Origin of the sequence: Streptomonospora wellingtoniae, from assembly GCF_031845375.1 — a bacterium.
Lineage (GTDB): Bacteria > Actinomycetota > Actinomycetes > Streptosporangiales > Streptosporangiaceae > Streptomonospora > Streptomonospora wellingtoniae.
On the sequence record NZ_JAVREK010000008.1, the window covers coordinates 77,302 to 95,681 of the forward strand.

Consider the following 18,380-nt stretch of genomic DNA (forward strand, 5'->3'; position numbering starts at 1 on the left):
TTCCGCCCCTCGGGGCCGCGACGGCGGGTTGCAGGACGGCCCCGCCGCAGGCCGCGCAGCGGGGAGCGGGGGCGCTTCGGATACGGACTTCGGATAAGGAAACGGGTTGCGGCGATGGTTGGCGCGGTAACGAGTAGCCCTGCCACGAGCGGTGCCGGTCCGGCCCCCGTGGCATTCGACGACGCCATGCGCTCCTATGAGCCGGTGCTCGGGCTGGAGACCCACGTCGAACTGGGCACGGACTCGAAGATGTTCTGCTCCTGCGCCACGGCCTTCGGCGCCGACCCCAACACCCAGGTCTGCCCGGTGTGCCTGGCGCTGCCCGGCTCGCTGCCCGTGGTCAACGAGACCGCCGTGGAGAGCGCGATCCGGCTGGGCCTGGCGCTGAACTGCTCGGTGGCGTCGTGGTGCCGCTTCGCGCGGAAGAATTACTACTACCCCGACATGCCGAAGAACTACCAGATCTCCCAGTACGACGAGCCGCTGTGCACCGACGGCTACCTTGACGTCACCGTCGACACGCCCGAGGGGCCGCGCGAGATCCGGGTGGAGATCGAGCGGGTGCACATGGAGGAGGACACCGGAAAGACCGCCCACGTCGGCGGCGCCACCGGACGCATCCACGGCGCTGAGTACTCCATCGTCGACTACAACCGCGCCGGAATCCCGCTGCTGGAGATCGTGACCAAGCCGATCGAGCACACCGGCGACCTCGCGCCGCAGGCGGCCCGCGCCTACGTCACCGAGCTGCGCGACCTGGTGCGCTCCCTGGCAATCTCCGACGTGCGCATGGAGGAGGGATCCCTGCGCTGCGACGTCAACGTCTCGCTGATGCCGCGCGGTGCCGACGAGTGGGGCACCCGCAGCGAGACCAAGAACGTCAATTCCCTGCGCTCGGTGGAGCGCGCGGTGCGCTCGGAGATCGAGCGGCAGGCCGGCGTGCTCGGAGCCGGAGGGCGCGTCGTCCAGGAGACCCGGCACTTCCAGGAGAACACCGGCAGCTCCGTCTCGGGCCGCAGCAAGGAGGAGGCCCAGGACTACCGCTACTTCCCCGACCCCGATCTCGTCCCCGTCGCACCCGGCGCCGAGTGGGTCGAGCGGCTGCGCGCCGGCCTGCCCGAGCTGCCCGCCGCCATGCGCGCCCGCATCAAGGCCGAATGGAGCCTCTCCGACGAGGAGCTGCGCGACCTCGTCAACGCCGAGGCGATCGACCTCGTCGCCGCCACGGTCGAGGCCGGCTCCGCCCCCGACGACGCCCGCAAGTGGTGGCTCAACGAGCTGTCGCGCCGCGCCACCGAGTCCGAAGTGGAGCTGGCCGCGCTGGCGGTCACCCCCGAGCAGGTGGCCCGCGTGATCGCGCTGGTCTCGGAGGGCACGCTCACCAACAAGCTGGCCCGCCAGGTCGTCGATGGTGTGCTGGCCGGCGAGGGAGGCCCCGACGAGGTGGTCGAGGAGCGCGGTCTGAAGGTCGTCAGCGACGACTCCGCGCTCGGTGCGGCCGTCGACCAGGCCATCGCCGACAACCCCGACGCCGCCGACAAGGTCCGCGGAGGGAAGGTGGCCGCCGCCGGCGCCCTCGTCGGCGCGGTGATGAAAGCCACCCGCGGTCAGGCCGACGCCGGCCGGGCGCGGGAGCTGATCCTGGAGCGCCTCGGCTCCCAGTGAGCCCGCGCGGGGGCCGGACGGCCGGGGGCCGTCCGGCCGGAGTGCCGGACTCCGCCGCGCCCGAGTCGCGTCCGCATCGGGGGCGCGATAGCGTCCGGCGCGACGAGACCGCAGCGGCGCGCCCGGTGTAGAGCAGGCTGAGCCGCGCCGTGCGGGTCGGTACACGCGGCGCGGGGGCGCCGCCCGGCCTTGGGCGGCCGCGGCGGGGAACGGGGGAGTCGTTGCACAGGGGGAGTCTCATTGCGGTACGCGGTACGGAAGGCGCCGCCGTGGCGATATCACCCAGGGTGACCACTCCGTCGCCGTGTCTCTGCTGCATCTCTATCTCAGCGTGACCTTGGGTGACTAGCCTGATCAGGCGGGAACCGGTGCCAAGCGTCCACGCGATCCGGCTGCCCGGCGGCGCCCCCGAACCGCTCCACCGTGCGGAGCAGGTGCCGCGGGTGACCGGCCGCAGAGCCGGTGCCCGCCGTCGACGCCCCGGAACAGCCGGGGCGCGGTCCCGACGCCGCGGCCGCGCCCCTCAGGGGCGACCCGACCGCCGCGCGCCGGTCGTGCGGGAGGAGGACCCCTTCGTTGACCGCTTCGCCCGCCGCACCGGCGATCGGGAACCCGGCTCACCCGGCCCGCGGAGCCCCGGGGCCGGCCGTGCGCGGACCGGGGGGCCGGCGGCAGACAGCGGGGGCACGCGCTGCGGCTTCGCGCGGTGCGCGGCCCCGGACCGGGGCGAGCGTGCCGCAGCCCGCGGCGCACAGCTCCCGGCCATCCCCCAGAACCGCCCCGCAGGGCCGCACCGGCCCGCACGATCCGTACGGGGCACGCATTCCGGAAGGAGGCGGGTGCCTTCGCTGCGGCTCGGAGGCCGCAGAGGACGCGCCCTACCAGTGATGATCACGGTCGCCTCGGTGGGAACCTTCGCCCACCCGGCCTTCGGCGCACGTTCGGAAGCGTCGCGATGAAGGCCGATTCGCGCATCTGGCTCGGAGCCATCGTCGCCCTCGCGCTCGTCTACGCGCTGGGCTCGCTCGTCGGTGTCGGCGAGACCACCCTGACCGCGACGCTGGGGTCGTGGCCGCCCGCCGTCGCCGCGGCGGCCGCCGCGGCGTCACTGCTCTACGCCTCCCGCCGCCGCGCCGCCACCGCCGCGGACGGCGAGGCCAACGCCGAGGGCGCCGACGGCGCCGGGGCGCTGCGCCTGCTCGGTTTCGCCGCGCTCGCCTGGAGCGCCGGCGCCCTGGTCTACGCCGTGACCGGCCTGATCAGCACCAACGCCGCGGTCTCACTGAGCTTCGGCGACCTGTTCTCACTGGTGGCGCTGCCGCTGCTGGTGCTCGGGTTCACCCGCTTCGCCCCGCTGCCGCGGGGGTTCCGGCCGGTCATGCGGCACGTGACCGACAGCTACGTGTGTGCGGCGGCCCTGTTCTCCATGGTGTGGCTGGTGCTGTTCGCGCCCCTCTACCGCGCGCTGGGCGAAGACGGCGGGTTCCTCGCGTTCGCGCTGGTCTACCCGGTCGCCGACATCGTCGTGCTGTGCCTGCTGGCCCCGCTGGTGTTCACCTCGCCGCACAGCACGCGCCGCGGTGTACTGCTGGCCATCGGGGCGTTCGTGATCATCTGCGGTGCCGACCTCATCGGCGCGGTCACCCGGCTGACCGGGGCGCTGCCCGCGGGCGGGATCGAGTACCCGGTGCGCTTTCTGGGATTCGCCCTGCTGGGCAGCCTGCCGTGGCTGATCCGCGACCGGGCGGGCACCCGCCCTCGCAGGATCACCGGCCGCGGGCTCTACCGCTTCGCCCCCGAGATCGCCGCCTGCGGCGCGCTGTTCGTCGCCGCGGTGGTGCTCACCCTCGCCGGGCTGCGGGTCGAGGGCGTCGCGCCGGTACTGCCGCTGGCGGCCGGCTCGGCGGTGATCGTGCTGCTGGTGCGGATGAGCGGGCTGCTGGAGGAGAACGCGACGCTGTCGCGGATGGTCCACACCCGCGAGCAGCACTTCCACGAACTCGCCAAGAACAGCGGCGACGTCATCCTCATCCTCGACTTCGACGCGCGCATCTTCTACGTGAGCCCGGGGGCGGCCGAAGCGTTCGGCTACCGGCTCGACGACCTGCTCACCGAACCCGTCACCGCGATCGTGCACCCCGAGGACATGCTGCGGGTCCGACAGGCGATGGCGCGGTTCGACCGCAGCGGCGGCGAGGGCATCCACCTGCGGCTGCGTGTGCGCGCCGCCGACGGCACCTGGCGCCACACCGAGTCCACCGCCTCGCTGTACGAGCAGCCGGGCGAGCCCGACCGGCTGCTGGTCACCGCCCGCGACGTCAGCGCCCAGGTGGCCCTTGAGGAGCAGGTCAACCACCTGACGTTCCACGACGGGATCACCGGCCTGCCCAACCGCGCCTACCTGGAGGAGCGCGCGCGCGAGGTGCTGGTGCGCCGGGAGCGCGGCCAGGCGAGCGGCGAGATCGCCGCGATCTTCCTGGACCTGGACGGCTTCACCGCGGTCAACGACTCCGCCGGGCACACCTTCGGCGACTACCTCCTCGCGCAGGCCGGGCGGCGGCTGCGCGGCACCACCGACTCCGGGTTCACGCTGGCGCGCTGGGGCGGCGACGAGTTCGCCGTGCTGATCGAGCAGAGCGCGAACGCCCAGCAGGTGGTCGACCTGGCCGAGCGGCTCGTGCGGGCCATCAGCGCCGTGCCGTTCCAGGTGGCCGACCGCGAGGTCGTGCTCTCGGCCAGCGCCGGGCTGGCCTTCGCCGAGACGGGCATGGAGAGCGGCGAGCTGCTGCGCAACGCCGACATGGCTATGGCGCGCGCGAAAGAGATGGGCGGCGGCGGCAGGCTGGAGATCTACGCTGCACACATGCACGCCAAGGTGGTCGGCCGGCTGGAGCTGCAGACCGAGCTCCGCCAGGCGCTGGCCAACGGCGAGTTCGTGCTGGAGTACCAGCCGGTCGTCGACCTGGAGAGCTCCCAGGTCACCGCGGTCGAGGCCCTGGTGCGCTGGCAGCACGGCGACGAACGGGTGCTGCCGGAGGGATTCATCGGTCCGGCCGAGGAGTCGGGGCTGATCATCCCGCTGGGGGAGTGGATCCTTCGCGAGGCCTGCGAGAAGGTCGCGATCTGGCGCGCCTCGGATTGGGACATCGCGCTGTCGGTGAACCTGTCGGTCAAGCAGATCCTGGCGCCCCGGTTCGTCGAGACGGTGGCCGGCGTGCTGGCGGACAGCGGGCTGTCCGCCGAAGTGCTGACCATGGAGGTCGACGAGGACGTCCTGCTGGAGAACCAGGGCGAGGCGGTGGAGCGGCTGGCCCAGCTGCGGCGGCTGGGCGTGCGCCTGGCCATCGACGACTTCGGCATGGGCTACGCGTCGCTGGCACACCTGCGCGAACTGCGGGTGGACACCATCAAGATCGACCCGTCGTTCATCCGCGACCTGGGCACGGACGGCACCGTGACCCTGCTGACCCACACCATCATCCGGCTCGGTCAGGACCTGGGCGTGCAGGTGGTGGCCGAGGGCATCGAGCGCAGCGAGCAGCTGGAGCAGCTGCGCTCGATGGGTTGCGGGTACGGCCAGGGCTTCCTGGTGGCCCGGCCCATGGTGGCCGCGGGCGTGGAAGCGCTCGTAGGCGGCGAAGCCGGGATACCGCTGTAGACGCGGGGCGGCCGGGCCGCGCACGGGGGGCTCCCGCGCTCGGCCCGCCCGCCCCCGTGCGGGGCCGGGCGGGCGCGCCGGCCCGCCCCTCCTGTGCGCCCGCGCCGCCGCAAACGGCGGCGCTGCGTGCCGAACCGCCGAGGAACGATGAGGAAAGCCCGAAGTCGGCGCATATCGAGTCGTTTCATGGGATTCCCGCTGGATTTCGGCTTCGCACGGCCGGTACTGTGACCTGCGTCGCACTCGGATTCTGATCCTCGCGTCTCAGTCAATGAGACAAATGCGCGTTCCAGTTGACGGGCTCGCGCCCGCTCGGCCATTGTTGTCACCGTGCAGAGCAACTTCCTCATTCTCGTACTTGGTCGGCGCGCAGCCAGCTGACCGGGTCTCTCGCTGCGCGCTCCCTCCAACCGCACCTGCGGTGGGGGGTTTTTTGTTGCTCAAGCACCTCCCGACGACGAGCCCTCTCCGAAGGATCTTGTGATGACCGAGCAGATGACCGGAGCGCAATCGCTCATCAGGTCACTGGAGCATGCCGGTGTCGACGTGGTTTTCGGGATCCCCGGCGGGGCGATCCTCCCCGCGTACGATCCCCTCTACGACTCGGCGAACGTGCGGCACATCCTGATGCGCCATGAGCAGGGAGCGGGCCACGCCGCCGAGGGCTACGCCTACGCCACCGGCCGCCCCGGTGTCTGCATGGCCACCAGCGGCCCCGGCGCGACCAACCTCGTGACCCCCCTCACCGACGCCCACATGGACTCGGTGCCCATGGTCGCCATCACCGGGCAGGTGGCCACCCCGCTGATCGGCACCGACGGTTTCCAGGAAGCCGACATCTGCGGCATCACCATGCCCATCACCAAGCACAACTACCTCGTCAAGAACGCCGAGGACATCCCACGCACCATCGCCGAGGCCTTCCACATCGCCTCCTCCGGGCGCCCCGGCCCCGTCCTCGTCGACATCGCCAAGGACGCGCTGCAGGCCGCCACCGAGTTCGCGTGGCCCCAGCGCCTGGACATGCCCGGCTACCGGCCCGTCACCAAGCCGCACGGCAAACAGGTCCGCGAGGCCGCCCGGATGATCGCCGAGGCGCGCCGGCCCGTCTTCTACGTCGGCGGCGGCGTGCTGCGCTCGGGCGCCCACCAGGAGCTGCGCGTCCTTGCCGAGCTGACCGGGGTCCCGGTGACCACCACGCTCATGGCCCGCGGCGTCTTCCCCGACAGCCACCGGCAGAACCTGGGCATGCCCGGCATGCACGGCACGGTCGCGGCGGTCGGGTCGCTGCAGAAGGCCGACCTGATCGTGGCGCTGGGCGCCCGCTTCGACGACCGCGTCACCGGGCGCCTCGACAGTTTCGCCCCCGACGCGAAGATCGTCCACGCCGACATCGACCCGGCCGAGATCTCCAAGAACCGCCACGCCGACGTGCCGATCGTCGGCGACTGCCGCGAGGTCATCGCCGACCTCGTCGTGGCGGTGCGCAACGACCAGGCGGCCGGCCGCCAGGGCGACTACGCCGCCTGGTGGGCCCAGCTGGACCGGCTCCGCGACGTCTACCCGACCGGCTACGAGGACGCCGACGACGGCACCCTGGCGCCGCAGAAGGTCATCCAGCGTCTGGGCGAGATCGTCGGACCCGAAGCCGCCTACGTCGCCGGCGTCGGCCAGCACCAGATGTGGGCCGCGCAGTTCATCGGCTACGAGAAGCCGGGGACCTTCATCAACTCCGGCGGCCTGGGCACCATGGGCTTCTCCGTGCCCGCCGCGCTCGGCGCCAAGGTGGGCGACCCCTCCCGCACGGTGTGGGCCGTCGACGGCGACGGCTGCTTCCAGATGACCAACCAGGAGCTGGCCACCGCCGCGATCGAAGGTATCCCGATCAAGGTCGCGGTCGTCAACAACGGCAACCTCGGCATGGTCCGCCAGTGGCAGACCCTCTTCTACGAGGGGCGCTACTCCAACACCGACCTGCAGACCGCACCGCGCGACGCCAAGGTCCGCGTGCCCGACTTCCCGCGCCTGGCGGAGGCGTACGGTTGTGTCGGGCTGCGCTGCGAACGCGATGAGGACATCGACGCCACCATCGAGAAGGCGATGGCGATCGACGACGCGCCGGTGGTCGTGGACTTCTCCGTCAACCACGACGCCATGGTCTGGCCGATGGTCGGGCCCGGCATCAGCAACGACAACATCCAGTACGCGCGTGACATGGCGCCCGACTGGGACGACGAGGACTAGAGGACCACCACCGGGTTCACGAAAGAGGCGACGACGTCACAATGAGCCAGCACACCCTTTCCGTCCTCGTGGAAGACACCCCCGGCATCCTCGCCCGGACGTCGGCTCTGTTCTCGCGGCGCGGGTTCAACATCCACTCGCTCAGCGTCAGCACCACCGAATACGAGGGCCTGTCCCGCATGACGATCGTGGTCAACTGCGACCGCCACCCCTTGGAGCAGGTGACCAAGCAGCTCAACAAGCTGGTCAACGTCATCAAGATCGTCGAGATGGACAACGACGCCTCGGTCCGCAGGGAGCTCCTGCTGGCCAAGGTCAAGGCCGACACCGGCAGTCGCGCCGCCGTCATCCAGACGGCCGAGCTGTTCCGCGCCAACATCGTCGACGTCGGACCCGACGTCGTGGTGGTCGAGGCGACCGGAAAGCCCGAGAAGCTCGACGCGCTGGTGCGCAACCTCGAACCATTCGGCATCAAGGAACTGGTGAAGTCGGGCCTGGTCGCGCTGGGCCGCGGCCCCCGGTCCATCACCGACCGCTCACTGCGCGCGGTAGAGCGCAGCGCGTGAGCCCCGGCCGGTCCGCGCCCACAAGGCGCGGCCGGCCGGAAGGACGTTCCGCCACGCCGCGCGGCCCTTGGCGCGGCGGCCAGCCCGATCCGCAACGACACGCTTTTCACACACGCAAGGAGTAGGCCGAAGTGGCAGCAGAGATGTACTACGACGACGCCGCTGACCTCAGCATCGTCCAGGGGCGCACCGTCGCCGTGATCGGTTACGGCAGCCAGGGGCACGCGCACGCGCTGTCGCTGCGGGACTCCGGTGTGGACGTGCGCATCGGCCTGGCCGAGGGCTCCAAGAGCCGGCAGAAGGCCGAGGAGGCCGGGCTGCGCGTGACCACCCCCGCCGAGGCCGCCCGGGAGGCCGACCTCATCGTGGTGCTGGTGCCCGACCACATCCACCGCGACCTCTACAACGAGGAGATCGCGCCCAACCTCGACAGCGGCGACACCCTGGTCTTCGGCCACGGCTTCAGCATCCGCTACGGCCTGGTCCAGCCCCCGGCCGACGTCGACGTCGCGATGATCGCTCCCAAGGGGCCGGGCCACCTGGTCCGCCGCCAGTTCGAGGAGGGGCGCGGCGTGCCGGTGCTGGTGGCGGTGGAGCAGGACGCCTCCGGCTCGGCCTGGGAGCTCGCCCTGTCCTACGCCAAGGGCATCGGCGGCACCCGCGCGGGCGCGCTGAAGACCACCTTCACCGAGGAGACCGAGACCGACCTCTTCGGCGAGCAGACCGTGCTCTGCGGCGGCCTGTCCGAGCTGATCAAGGCCGGGTTCTCCACGCTGACCGAGGCCGGCTACCAGCCCGAGGTCGCCTACTTCGAGTGCCTGCACGAGGTCAAGCTGATCGTCGACCTCATGTACGAGGGCGGCATCTCCAAGATGAACTGGTCGGTCTCCGACAACGCCGAGTACGGCGGCTACACCCGCGGCCCGCGCATCGTCACCGAGCAGACCCGCGAGGAGATGCGCCGCGTGCTCTCGGAGATCCAGGACGGCACCTACGCCCGCGAGATGGTCGCCGAGTTCGACGCCGGCCGGCCCAACTTCCTCAAGCGCCGCGAGGCCGAGCAGGGCGAGCCGATCGAGAAGGTGGGGGCCGAGCTGCGCCCGCTGATGAGCTGGCTGCAGGGCTGAGGTCCGGCGCTCCGTAGCGCGACGGCTTCACCGGCCGCCCCGCGCCCCCGCCCTGCACGGGCGGGCCCGGCGCGGGGCGGCCGGCGTGCGTCCGGTGGGTCGGGCCTTCGCGGCGCGGATCCGGGTGGCCCGGTCCGGGCGCTCCGCGAGCGCTGCGGGCCTCCAACCGAGCGGGGGAGGGGTGCGTATTCCCTGGCCACAGCGTTGCCGCTCGGTGTTGTGGGCCCCCCAGCCCCGAGCGAAACCCACCTGCGCACTAGACTTTTCGTGGCCGTCACAACCGAACGAGCCCCACCGATGTGGGAAAGGACCAGCCGCGAACACGCGGCCACGCCGCAACCCGAATAAGGAAGCAAGCTGTGCCTAAGCCCTCCGTTCTCGTCGCGGAAGAACTCTCCCCTGCCGGTCTCGCACTGCTGGAAGGCGACTTCGAGGTACGCCATGCCAACGGCGCGGACCGCTCCGAGCTGCTGCCCGCCCTCGCCGACGTCGACGCCCTGATCGTCCGCAGCGCGACCAAGGTCGACGCCGAGGCGCTGGCCGCCGCCCCCCGGCTCAAGGTCGTGGCGCGCGCCGGGGTGGGGCTGGACAACGTCGACGTCGACGCGGCGACCAAGGCAGGCGTCCTCGTCGTCAACGCCCCCACATCCAATATCATCAGCGCCGCCGAGCAGGCCATCAACCTGCTGCTGGCCACCTCCCGCAACACCGCGCCCGCCCACAATGCGCTGATCAACGGCGAGTGGAAGCGCTCCAAGTACACCGGGGTCGAGCTCTACGACAAGACCGTGGGCATCGTCGGACTGGGGCGCATCGGCCAGCTCGTCGCCCAGCGGCTCGCGGCCTTCGGCACCCAGATCATCGCCTACGACCCGTACGTGCAGCCCGCGCGCGCCGCCCAGATCGGCGTCGAGATGGTGAGCCTCGACGAGCTGCTGCGGCGCAGCGACTACATCAGCATCCACCTGCCCAAGAACAAGGACACCCTCGGCCTCATCGGCGACGACGCGCTGTCCAAGGTGAAGCCGAGCGTACGCGTCATCAACGCAGCACGCGGCGGCATCCTCGACGAGGCCGCGCTCTACCGCGCCCTCAAGGAAGGGCGCGTCGCCGGAGCGGGCATCGACGTGTGGGCCTCCGAGCCCTGCACCGACAGCCCTCTGTTCGAGTTCGAGAGCGTCGTCGTGGCCCCCCACCTGGGCGCCAGCACCGAGGAGGCCCAGGAGAAGGCCGGCACGCAGGTCGCTCGCTCGGTCAAGCTGGCCCTGTCCGGCGAGTTCGTACCCGACGCGGTCAACGTGCAGGGCGGCGCGGTCGCCGAGGACGTCAAGCCGGGGCTGCCGCTGACCGAGAAGCTCGGCCGGATCTTCACCGCGCTGGCCCGGGGCGTGGCCGACCGGATCGACATCGAGGTGCGGGGCGAGATCGCCGCCTACGACGTCAAGGTGCTGGAACTGGCGGCGCTCAAGGGCGTCTTCGGCGACGTCGTCGAGGAGGCGGTGACCTTCGTCAACGCGCCGCTGCTCGCCAAGGAGCGCGGCGTCGAGGTGAATCTGGTCACCAGCGACGACCACTCCGACTGGCGCAACCTGATCACCGTGCGCGGCATGCTGCCCGACGGCCAGCGCGTGTCGGTCTCGGGCACCCTGTCGGGCCCTCGCCACCACGAGAAGCTGGTGGAGATCAACGGCTACAGCATGGAGATCGCCGTCAGCGCGCACATGGCGTTCCTCTCCTACCACGACCGCCCCGGCATCGTGGGCAAGGTCGGCGCGCTGCTGGGCGAGGCCGGGATCAATATCGCCGGCATGCAGGTCAGCCGGGACACCGAGGGCGGCACGGCGCTGATCACGCTGACCGTCGACTCCGCGATCCCCGACCCCACTCTGGAGGAGATCTCCGCCGAGATCGCCGCCTCCCAGACCCGCCAGGTCGACCTGGAGGACTAGCCGGAGCACCGGCAGCCTCCGCGGCGCCCGTCCCGGGTGCCGCACATGCCCTGAGGGCCGTCCGCGCACGCCGCGGACGGCCCTCAGCGTGTTCGGCACCGGCTGCTCCAGAGAGGCCGGGACTGGTGGTTTATTCGGACGTCCGATAGTCTGTCGTCCAAGAAGATCGGCGGACGGTGGCGCCCACTGGCGGCGCTGCCACGCCTCGCGCACGGCCCGCCCGATACACCGGGGTCCGCGGCCGCCCGGCACCATCCTCGCCTGGGACATGCGCGCCCGCCGCCCGCGCCCTCGCAGGCGCGGCCGGTCACCGGTCCGGGCCGGCGCCGCTCCACCCGATTCCAGCGACCCCGCCGCACCGCGGGCCCCGCCTTGACCGGCGGCGCACGCGAACCCGCCCGGTCCCACGCCGCATCCAGGAACCGCCGCGCCGCCCGCACGGGCTGCGCCGGAATCGGAAGGACCGCCGTGTACGACACCACCTCCGCACCCGCCGAGACCGACGAGGCGACCGAAGCAGTCCAGGTCGCGCTGGACCGCCGCGACAACGGAGGCGCCGTGGGGCGCTAGTCTTGTCTCACTGACCGTTTTCCCGGTCTCAGCATGTGAGCGGCGCCGGTCCGCGCGGACGACGGGCGCCCGCGCCGAGACCGGATGCGAAACACCGATAGCTGAGTAGAGGCTGGGCTGCTAATGGCTGCGCGGACCGTGAAGTTGGCCGTCATCCCCGGAGACGGGATCGGCCCCGAGGTGGTGGCCGAGGGACTCAAGGTCCTCGACGCCGCCGCTTCCGAGCACGACATCTCCTTCCAGACCACCGAGTACGAGCTCGGCGCGCGCCGGTGGCACGCGACCGGCGAGACGCTCCCGGACTCGGTCGAGCAGGAGCTGCGCGGCCACGACGCCATCCTGCTGGGGGCCGTGGGGGACCCCGGCGTGCCCAGCGGCGTGCTTGAGCGCGGCCTGCTGCTGCGGCTGCGCTTCGCGTTCTCGCACTACGTCAACCTGCGCCCGGTCCGCCTCTACCCCGGTGTGGGCACCCCCCTGGCGGGAGTGCGCCCCGAGGACATGGACATCCTCGTCGTGCGCGAGGGCACCGAGGGCCCCTACGCCGGCATGGGCGGCGTCCTGCGCAAGGGCACGCCCGGCGAGATCGCCACCCAGGACAGCGTGAACACCCGCCTGGGAGTGGAGCGCGTGGTGCGCTACGCCTTCGCCAAGGCCGCCCAGCGCCCGCGCAAGCAGCTCACCCTGGTGCACAAGGACAACGTGCTGACCTTCGCCGGCGAACTGTGGCAGCGGGTCGTGCGCGAGGTCGGCGCGGAGTTCCCCGAGGTCTCGGTCGACTACTCGCACGTCGACGCCGCCGCCATGTTCTTCGTGTCCCAGCCGCAGCGCTTCGACGTCGTGGTCACCGACAACCTGTTCGGCGACATCATCACCGACCTCGGCGCCGCCGTCGCCGGCGGGATCGGGTTGGCCGCCAGCGGCAACATCAATCCCGAGAACGACTTCCCGAGCATGTTCGAACCCGTGCACGGGTCGGCTCCCGACATCGCCGGCCAGGGCAAGGCCGACCCCACCGCCACCCTGCTGTCGACGGCGATCATGCTCGACCACCTCGGCCTGGACGCCGCCGCGAGCAGGGTCGAGCGGGCCGTGTCCGCGGACCTGCGTGCGCGCGCCGAGTTCGGCGCCGGCGAGCGCACCACCTCCGCCATCGGCGACGAGATCGCCAAGCGAGTAGCCGGGCAGGGCTGAGCGCGCCGCGCCCCGGCCCTGCTGATTCGTCGATCGGCACGGCCGGGGCCCCGGAGGCCCCGAGGAACCGCCTGCAACGGGCGTGCCGATCAGTCGGCGCGCCCGTTGCGCTGTTCCCGCCGCTGTCCCCGGCCTCCCCGTCCGCGCCCGCCGGCGCCGGACGCGGCTGGTCCGCGGCCTGTGGAGGCCTATGGCCGCGGGTGCGTCGTTTCCGTCACACTGGAACCGAAGGGGCGGCAGTGCTGCCGCCCCGATGTACGGAGAGGACCTGACACCCATGAACACCAGCACCACCACAAGCGGGTTGACGTTCGACGTCCAGCTCTCGGCTCAGCGGAAGACCCCGCAGGAGCGCGCGCAGCTGCTGGACGATCCGGGGTTCGGGACCGTGTTCACCGATCACATGGTCACCATCGACTACACGGAGGGCAAGGGCTGGTACGAGCCCCGCCTGCAGCCCTACGGTCCGCTGACGCTCGACCCGGCGACGGCGGCCCTGCACTACGCCCAGGAGATATTCGAGGGCCTGAAGGCCTACCGCCACCCGGAGGGCGAGGTCGCCTGCTTCCGGCCCGAGGCCAACGCCGCGCGGCTCAATCGCAGCGCGCGGCGCATGGCCATGCCCGAGCTTCCCGAGGAGCTGTTCCTCGGCGCCATCGAGACCCTGTTGCGCCACGATTCCGAGTGGATCCCGACCCAGCCCAACAGCAGCCTGTACCTGCGTCCCTTCATGTTCGCCACCGACGTCGGACTGGGGGTCAACCACCCCTCGCGCAGCTACCGGTTCGTGCTCATCGCCTCGCCGTCAGGTCCCTACTTCTCCGGCGGGATCAAGCCGGTCACCGTGTGGCTGAGCGAGGACTACACCCGGGCGGCGCCGGGCGGCACCGGCGAGGCGAAGTTCGCGGGCAACTACGCCTCCAGCTTCGTCGCCCAGTCCCAGGCGGTGCGGCAGGGGTGCGACCAGGTCGTCTGGCTCGACGCCAAGGAGCACCGCTGGGTCGAGGAGATGGGCGGGATGAACCTGTTCTTCGTCTTCGGGTCGGGCGACGAAGCCCGGTTGCTCACCCCCGCACTGACCGGCACCCTGCTGCCCGGCATCACCCGCGACTCGCTGCTGACCCTGGCACCCGAGCTCGGCTTCCCCACGGAGGAGGGCGCCATCTCCACCGGCGAGTGGCGCCGGGCCGCCCAGAGCGGCGAGCTCACCGAGGTCTTCGCGTGCGGCACGGCGGCGGTGATCACCCCGGTCGGCCACGTCAAGGGCGCGGACGGCGAGTTCCTCATCGGCGACGGCGGTGCCGGACCCGTCACCATGGGGCTGCGCGAGGAGCTGGTCGCTCTGCAGTACGGCACCCGCTCCGACTCCCACGGCTGGGTGCGCACCTTCGACTGAGCACCGCCGAGCCTGCGGCTGCCGCGGTTTCGCACCGGATTCACCGCGGCAGCCGCGGGAGTGCCGCGACGCGGCGCGTCTCGGCATCCGAGATGGAAGGTCGATTATTCGGACCGCGGCGCGCTCGTGTGGCACACTGATGTACGTGCCGTCTCAGGTGATCATTATCGTGAGGCGCGCTGGCTGAAAACGGACCTCGCCAGCGCGCTGACCTCTCGTGTCCACGAGGGGTCTTTTTTGTTGCCGGCGGGGCCGCGACAACGACAGCTCACATCCGGGAGTCCGCACCCATGCCTGACGACAGTTTCCACGTCTTCGACACGACACTGCGCGACGGGGCGCAGCGCGAGGGCGTCAACCTGACCGTGGCCGACAAGCTCTCCGTCGCCAAGCTCCTCGACGAGTTCGGCGTGCGCTTCATCGAGGGCGGCTGGCCGGGGGCGAGCCCCAAGGACACCGAGTTCTTCCAGCGCGCCGCGCGGGAGCTCACGCTGGAGCACGCGCAGCTCAGCGCCTTCGGCGCGACCCGCCGGGCGGGTGTGCGGGCGGCCGACGACCCGCAGGTCGCCGCGCTGCGCGACTCGGGTGCCCCGGTCGTCACCCTGGTGGCCAAGAGCGACGTCCGCCACGTCGAGCGCGCCCTGCGCACCACCGGCGAGGAGAACCTCGCGATGATCGCGGACACCGTCGCCCACCTGCACGAGCACGGCCGGCGCGTCTTCCTCGACTGCGAGCACTTTTTCGACGGCTACGTCCACGACCCCGGATACGCGCTCGGCGTCGTGCGCGCCGCCGCCGACGCCGGCGCCGACGTCGTCGTGCTCTGCGACACCAACGGGGGCATGCTGCCCGCCGACGTCACCCGCATCGTCGGCGAGGTCGCCGCCGCCACCGGCGCGCGACTGGGCATCCACGCTCAGGACGACACCGGCTGCGCCGTCGCCAACACGCTGGCCGCCGTCGACGCCGGCGCCACCCACGTGCAGTGCACCGCCAACGGCTACGGCGAGCGGGTGGGCAACGCCAACCTGTTCACGGTGGTGGGCGCGCTCGCGCTCAAGCAGGGCCGCGACGTGCTCCCCGAAGGCTGCCTGCCCCGAATGACCCGCGTCTCCCAGGCGGTCGCCGAGATCGTGAACATCTCGCCCGCCACCCACCAGCCCTACGTGGGGGTCTCCGCGTTCGCGCACAAGGCCGGGCTGCACGCCTCGGCGATCAAGGTCGACCCCGACCTCTACCAGCACATCGACCCGGTGCTCGTGGGCAACGACATGCGGATGCTGGTCTCGGACATGGCCGGGCGCGCCTCCATCGAGCTGAAGGCCAAGGAGTTGGGCTTCGACCTGTCCGGCGACCGCGAGCTGCTGGGCCGCCTCGTCGACCGGGTCAAGGACCTGGAACTGAGCGGCTACAGCTTCGAGGCGGCCGACGCGTCGCTGGAGCTGCTGGTGCGTGAAGAGCTGGGCAGCCCGGTGCGCTACTTCGACACCGAGTCCTGGCGCGTGATCGCCGAGCGGCGCGGCGCGGGAGGGAGCCCGGGTGCGGCGGCCAGCGAGGCCACCGTCAAGCTCCAGGTCAAGGGCGAGCGGGTGATCGCCACCGCCGAGGGCAACGGCCCGGTCAACGCGCTCGACCGTGCGCTGCGCAGCGCGATGGAGGGCGTCTATACGGCCCTGGCGGGCCTGGAGCTGACCGACTACAAGGTGCGCATCCTGGAGGGCAACTCCGGCACGGGCGCCGTCACGCGCATCCTGGTGACGTTCGGCGACGGCCGCGGCGAGTGGACGACCGTCGGCGTGGGCGAGAACGTCATCGACGCCTCCTGGATCGCCCTGAAGGACGCGATGGCCTACGGCCTGCTGCGCCAGGGCTACCCGCAGGAGCCGGCCTCCGCGGCCTGAAGTCCGGACGCGGGATCCGTGCGGGGGAAGGGGGCGTCTGCACCCTCCGCGCGCAGGGGCCCGGTCCGTCCTGGCGTGATCAGTCCTGCACCCACCCGTTGGGCTCGCAGCCCTGCAGGCCGAACGTCTGCTGCTGCATGACCGGCGCGGGCTCCCCCTTACCCGGGCAGGAGACGTGCCCGCGGCCCAGCGCGTGGCCGACCTCGTGGTTGATCACGTAGATCCTGTAGGTGCGCAGATCGCCGTCGAAGTGTTCGACGCCCGAGACCCACCGGTTCTGGTTGATGATGGCTCTGCCGCCGTTGGTGCAGGACACGCGGCCCATCGTCTGTAGCGGCGCGCACATCCGGTCGACGGTCTGCGGCGCGGCGAGGGCCACCCGGAAGTCCGCGTCGCCCCCGTCCACGCGCTGCATGGACACGCCGTCCTCGCCACGCCAGCTGCGTCCGTCGGCGAGGATCTGCTCGACGGCGGTGGCGAAGTCGGCCGCCTCGCCCGGCAGGCCCTTCTCGAACTCGACGATGTAGCGCATGCGCGGCCCTTCGCCCGCAGGCTCGCTCTTGCCGGGGACGACCTCCAGCTCTCCGTCGGCCTTTTTGACCTCGTCCTCGACCGACTCCATCACCGCGGGCAGCTCGGCAGAGCCCTCGCCTTGGGGCGTCGGCGGAGCCGAGTCCGCCGACGGCTCGCCGGAGGGCCGGTTCCGCCGCCCGTCCCCAGGGGTGCCGCCGTCTCCCCGGCCACCGCCGCCGGTGCCGGGGCTCCCGTCTGCCTGCGGCGCCTCGGCGGAGGCCGAGGCGGAGCCGCCGTCGCGTCCCGGTCCGGCGGTGCCGACCCCGCCGGCCTCCTCTCCGGTCAGCTCCGGGGCGCGCTGGTCGAGGACGAGCAGGCCGGTGCCGGCGGCGAGGACGATCAGTCCCAGCAGGAGTTCGAGGCCGTAGCGCCGCCGGCGGTGCGGGCCGCGGCGGTACGGGCGCGGCGAGGGATGCGACAAGCGGCGGCCTTTCTGCGGCTCGACGTCGGGGCCGAGGCGGTGCCTGGGCCCGTGCGGGACGACCGCAGGCGCGAAACGCCTCCGGGATCGGTCCCAGCATCGCAGAAACGGCGGGGAATTCACGCCTCGTCCGTTGTGTCCGAAAAGCGCGTGCCGCCCGCAATTCACCGGTCTGCGGGCCGCCGCTCCGCGGCACCGGGCCTGGGTAGGCTGGTGCTCGGACGACGAGACGCTTCAACCGGCGAGAACAGGCAGGCAGCAGACGTGCGCATCGCGAGATTCTCCGTGGGAGACGATGTCGGGTACGGCTTGATCGACACCGACGAGGACGGCGGCCAGGAGTACGTGTCGCGGATCAGCGGGCACCCGCTGATGGGTCAGATCCAGCTCACCGGCGAGCGCGCCAAGATCGAGGACGTGCGGCTGCTGTCGCCGGTGCTGCCCAGCAAGGTCGTGTGCATCGGGAAGAACTACGCCGACCACGTCGCCGAGATGAGCGACATCACCGGCGAGAGCACCGAGGAGCCGGTGGTCTTCCTCAAGCCCTCGACCGCGGTCACCGGCCCCGGCGACCCCGTGTTCCACCCCCCGATCTCCCAGCGCGTGGACTTCGAGGGCGAGCTCGCCGTGGTCGTCTCCCGCCCCTGCCGCGAGGTCCCGCGCGAACGCGCCAAGGAGGTCGTCTTCGGCTACACCGTCGCCAACGACGTGACGGCGCGCGACCTGCAGAAGTCCGACAAGCAGTGGACGCGCGGCAAGGGATTCGACTCCTTCTGCCCGATCGGCCCCTGGATCGAGACGGGCCTGACCGTCGAGGAGGCCTCCGACCTGCGGGTGACCACCACCGTCGACGGCGAGGTCCGCCAGGACGGGCGCACCTCGCAGTTCATCCACGACATCCCCGCCGTGATCTCCTACGTCAGCTCCTTCATGACGCTGCTGCCCGGCGACGTCCTGCTGACCGGAACCCCGGCGGGGGTCGGGCCGGTCGAGGTCGGTTCCGAGATGACGGTCGCGGTCGAACGCATCGGCGAGCTGACCAACCGCGTCATCACCCGCGACTGACCGTTGGGCCACCGGAGGTCTCCGGCGCCGCCGAGGCCTCCCGGGACGGCCGGT

11 protein-coding genes are annotated in these 18,380 nt (G+C 71.7%); 10 read left to right on the forward strand and 1 reads right to left on the reverse strand.

Annotated elements, in window-relative coordinates:
* Positions 1-114 precede the first annotated feature (114 nt).
* The 9 genes from gatB (at position 115) to cimA (ending at position 16,267) form a co-directional block, all read left to right on the forward strand.
* Positions 115-1,665 carry an Asp-tRNA(Asn)/Glu-tRNA(Gln) amidotransferase subunit GatB gene (gene gatB / locus RM446_RS09805; protein WP_311544890.1) on the forward strand — a complete coding sequence of 517 codons (1,551 nt, stop codon included), beginning with the start codon at positions 115-117 and terminating at the stop codon, positions 1,663-1,665.
* Between the two features lie 955 nt (positions 1,666-2,620).
* The gene (locus RM446_RS09810) at positions 2,621-5,323 is read left to right on the forward strand and encodes a putative bifunctional diguanylate cyclase/phosphodiesterase (RefSeq protein ID WP_311544891.1); all 2,703 of its coding nucleotides are present in this window, start codon (positions 2,621-2,623) and stop codon (positions 5,321-5,323) included.
* Between the two features lie 393 nt (positions 5,324-5,716).
* The gene (locus RM446_RS09815; protein ID WP_311544978.1) at positions 5,717-7,567 is read left to right on the forward strand and encodes an acetolactate synthase large subunit; all 1,851 of its coding nucleotides are present in this window, start codon (positions 5,717-5,719) and stop codon (positions 7,565-7,567) included.
* A 41-nt stretch (positions 7,568-7,608) separates the two neighbouring features.
* Entirely contained in the window at positions 7,609-8,133 is a 525-nt protein-coding gene (gene ilvN, locus RM446_RS09820) for an acetolactate synthase small subunit (RefSeq protein WP_311544892.1), read from the forward strand.
* A gap of 131 nt (positions 8,134-8,264) precedes the next feature.
* On the forward strand, positions 8,265-9,260 hold the full coding sequence (gene ilvC, locus RM446_RS09825; protein WP_311544893.1) for a ketol-acid reductoisomerase: 996 nt from the start codon (positions 8,265-8,267) through the stop codon (positions 9,258-9,260).
* 359 nt (positions 9,261-9,619) lie between these two features.
* Positions 9,620-11,209 (forward strand): phosphoglycerate dehydrogenase, encoded by a 1,590-nt coding sequence (gene serA / locus RM446_RS09830; RefSeq protein ID WP_311544894.1) that lies wholly within the window; start codon positions 9,620-9,622, stop codon positions 11,207-11,209.
* 693 nt (positions 11,210-11,902) lie between these two features.
* On the forward strand, positions 11,903-12,970 hold the full coding sequence (locus RM446_RS09835) for a 3-isopropylmalate dehydrogenase (RefSeq protein WP_311544895.1): 1,068 nt from the start codon (positions 11,903-11,905) through the stop codon (positions 12,968-12,970).
* A 277-nt stretch (positions 12,971-13,247) separates the two neighbouring features.
* Entirely contained in the window at positions 13,248-14,366 is a 1,119-nt protein-coding gene (locus tag RM446_RS09840) for a branched-chain amino acid aminotransferase (protein ID WP_311544896.1), read from the forward strand.
* Positions 14,367-14,656: 290 nt separating this feature from the next.
* On the forward strand, positions 14,657-16,267 hold the full coding sequence (gene cimA / locus RM446_RS09845; protein WP_311544897.1) for a citramalate synthase: 1,611 nt from the start codon (positions 14,657-14,659) through the stop codon (positions 16,265-16,267).
* A gap of 79 nt (positions 16,268-16,346) precedes the next feature.
* Here the strand turns inward: cimA and RM446_RS09850 are convergent, their stop codons facing one another.
* A complete protein-coding gene (locus RM446_RS09850; RefSeq protein ID WP_311544898.1) occupies positions 16,347-17,261 on the reverse strand; it encodes a DUF3152 domain-containing protein in 915 nt (304 codons plus the stop codon).
* Between the two features lie 264 nt (positions 17,262-17,525).
* On the opposite strand from RM446_RS09850, the gene RM446_RS09855 reads away from it, so the two are divergent.
* Positions 17,526-18,326, forward strand: a complete 801-nt coding sequence (locus tag RM446_RS09855; protein WP_311544899.1) for a fumarylacetoacetate hydrolase family protein — start codon at positions 17,526-17,528, stop codon at positions 18,324-18,326.
* Positions 18,327-18,380: the final 54 nt, after the last annotated feature.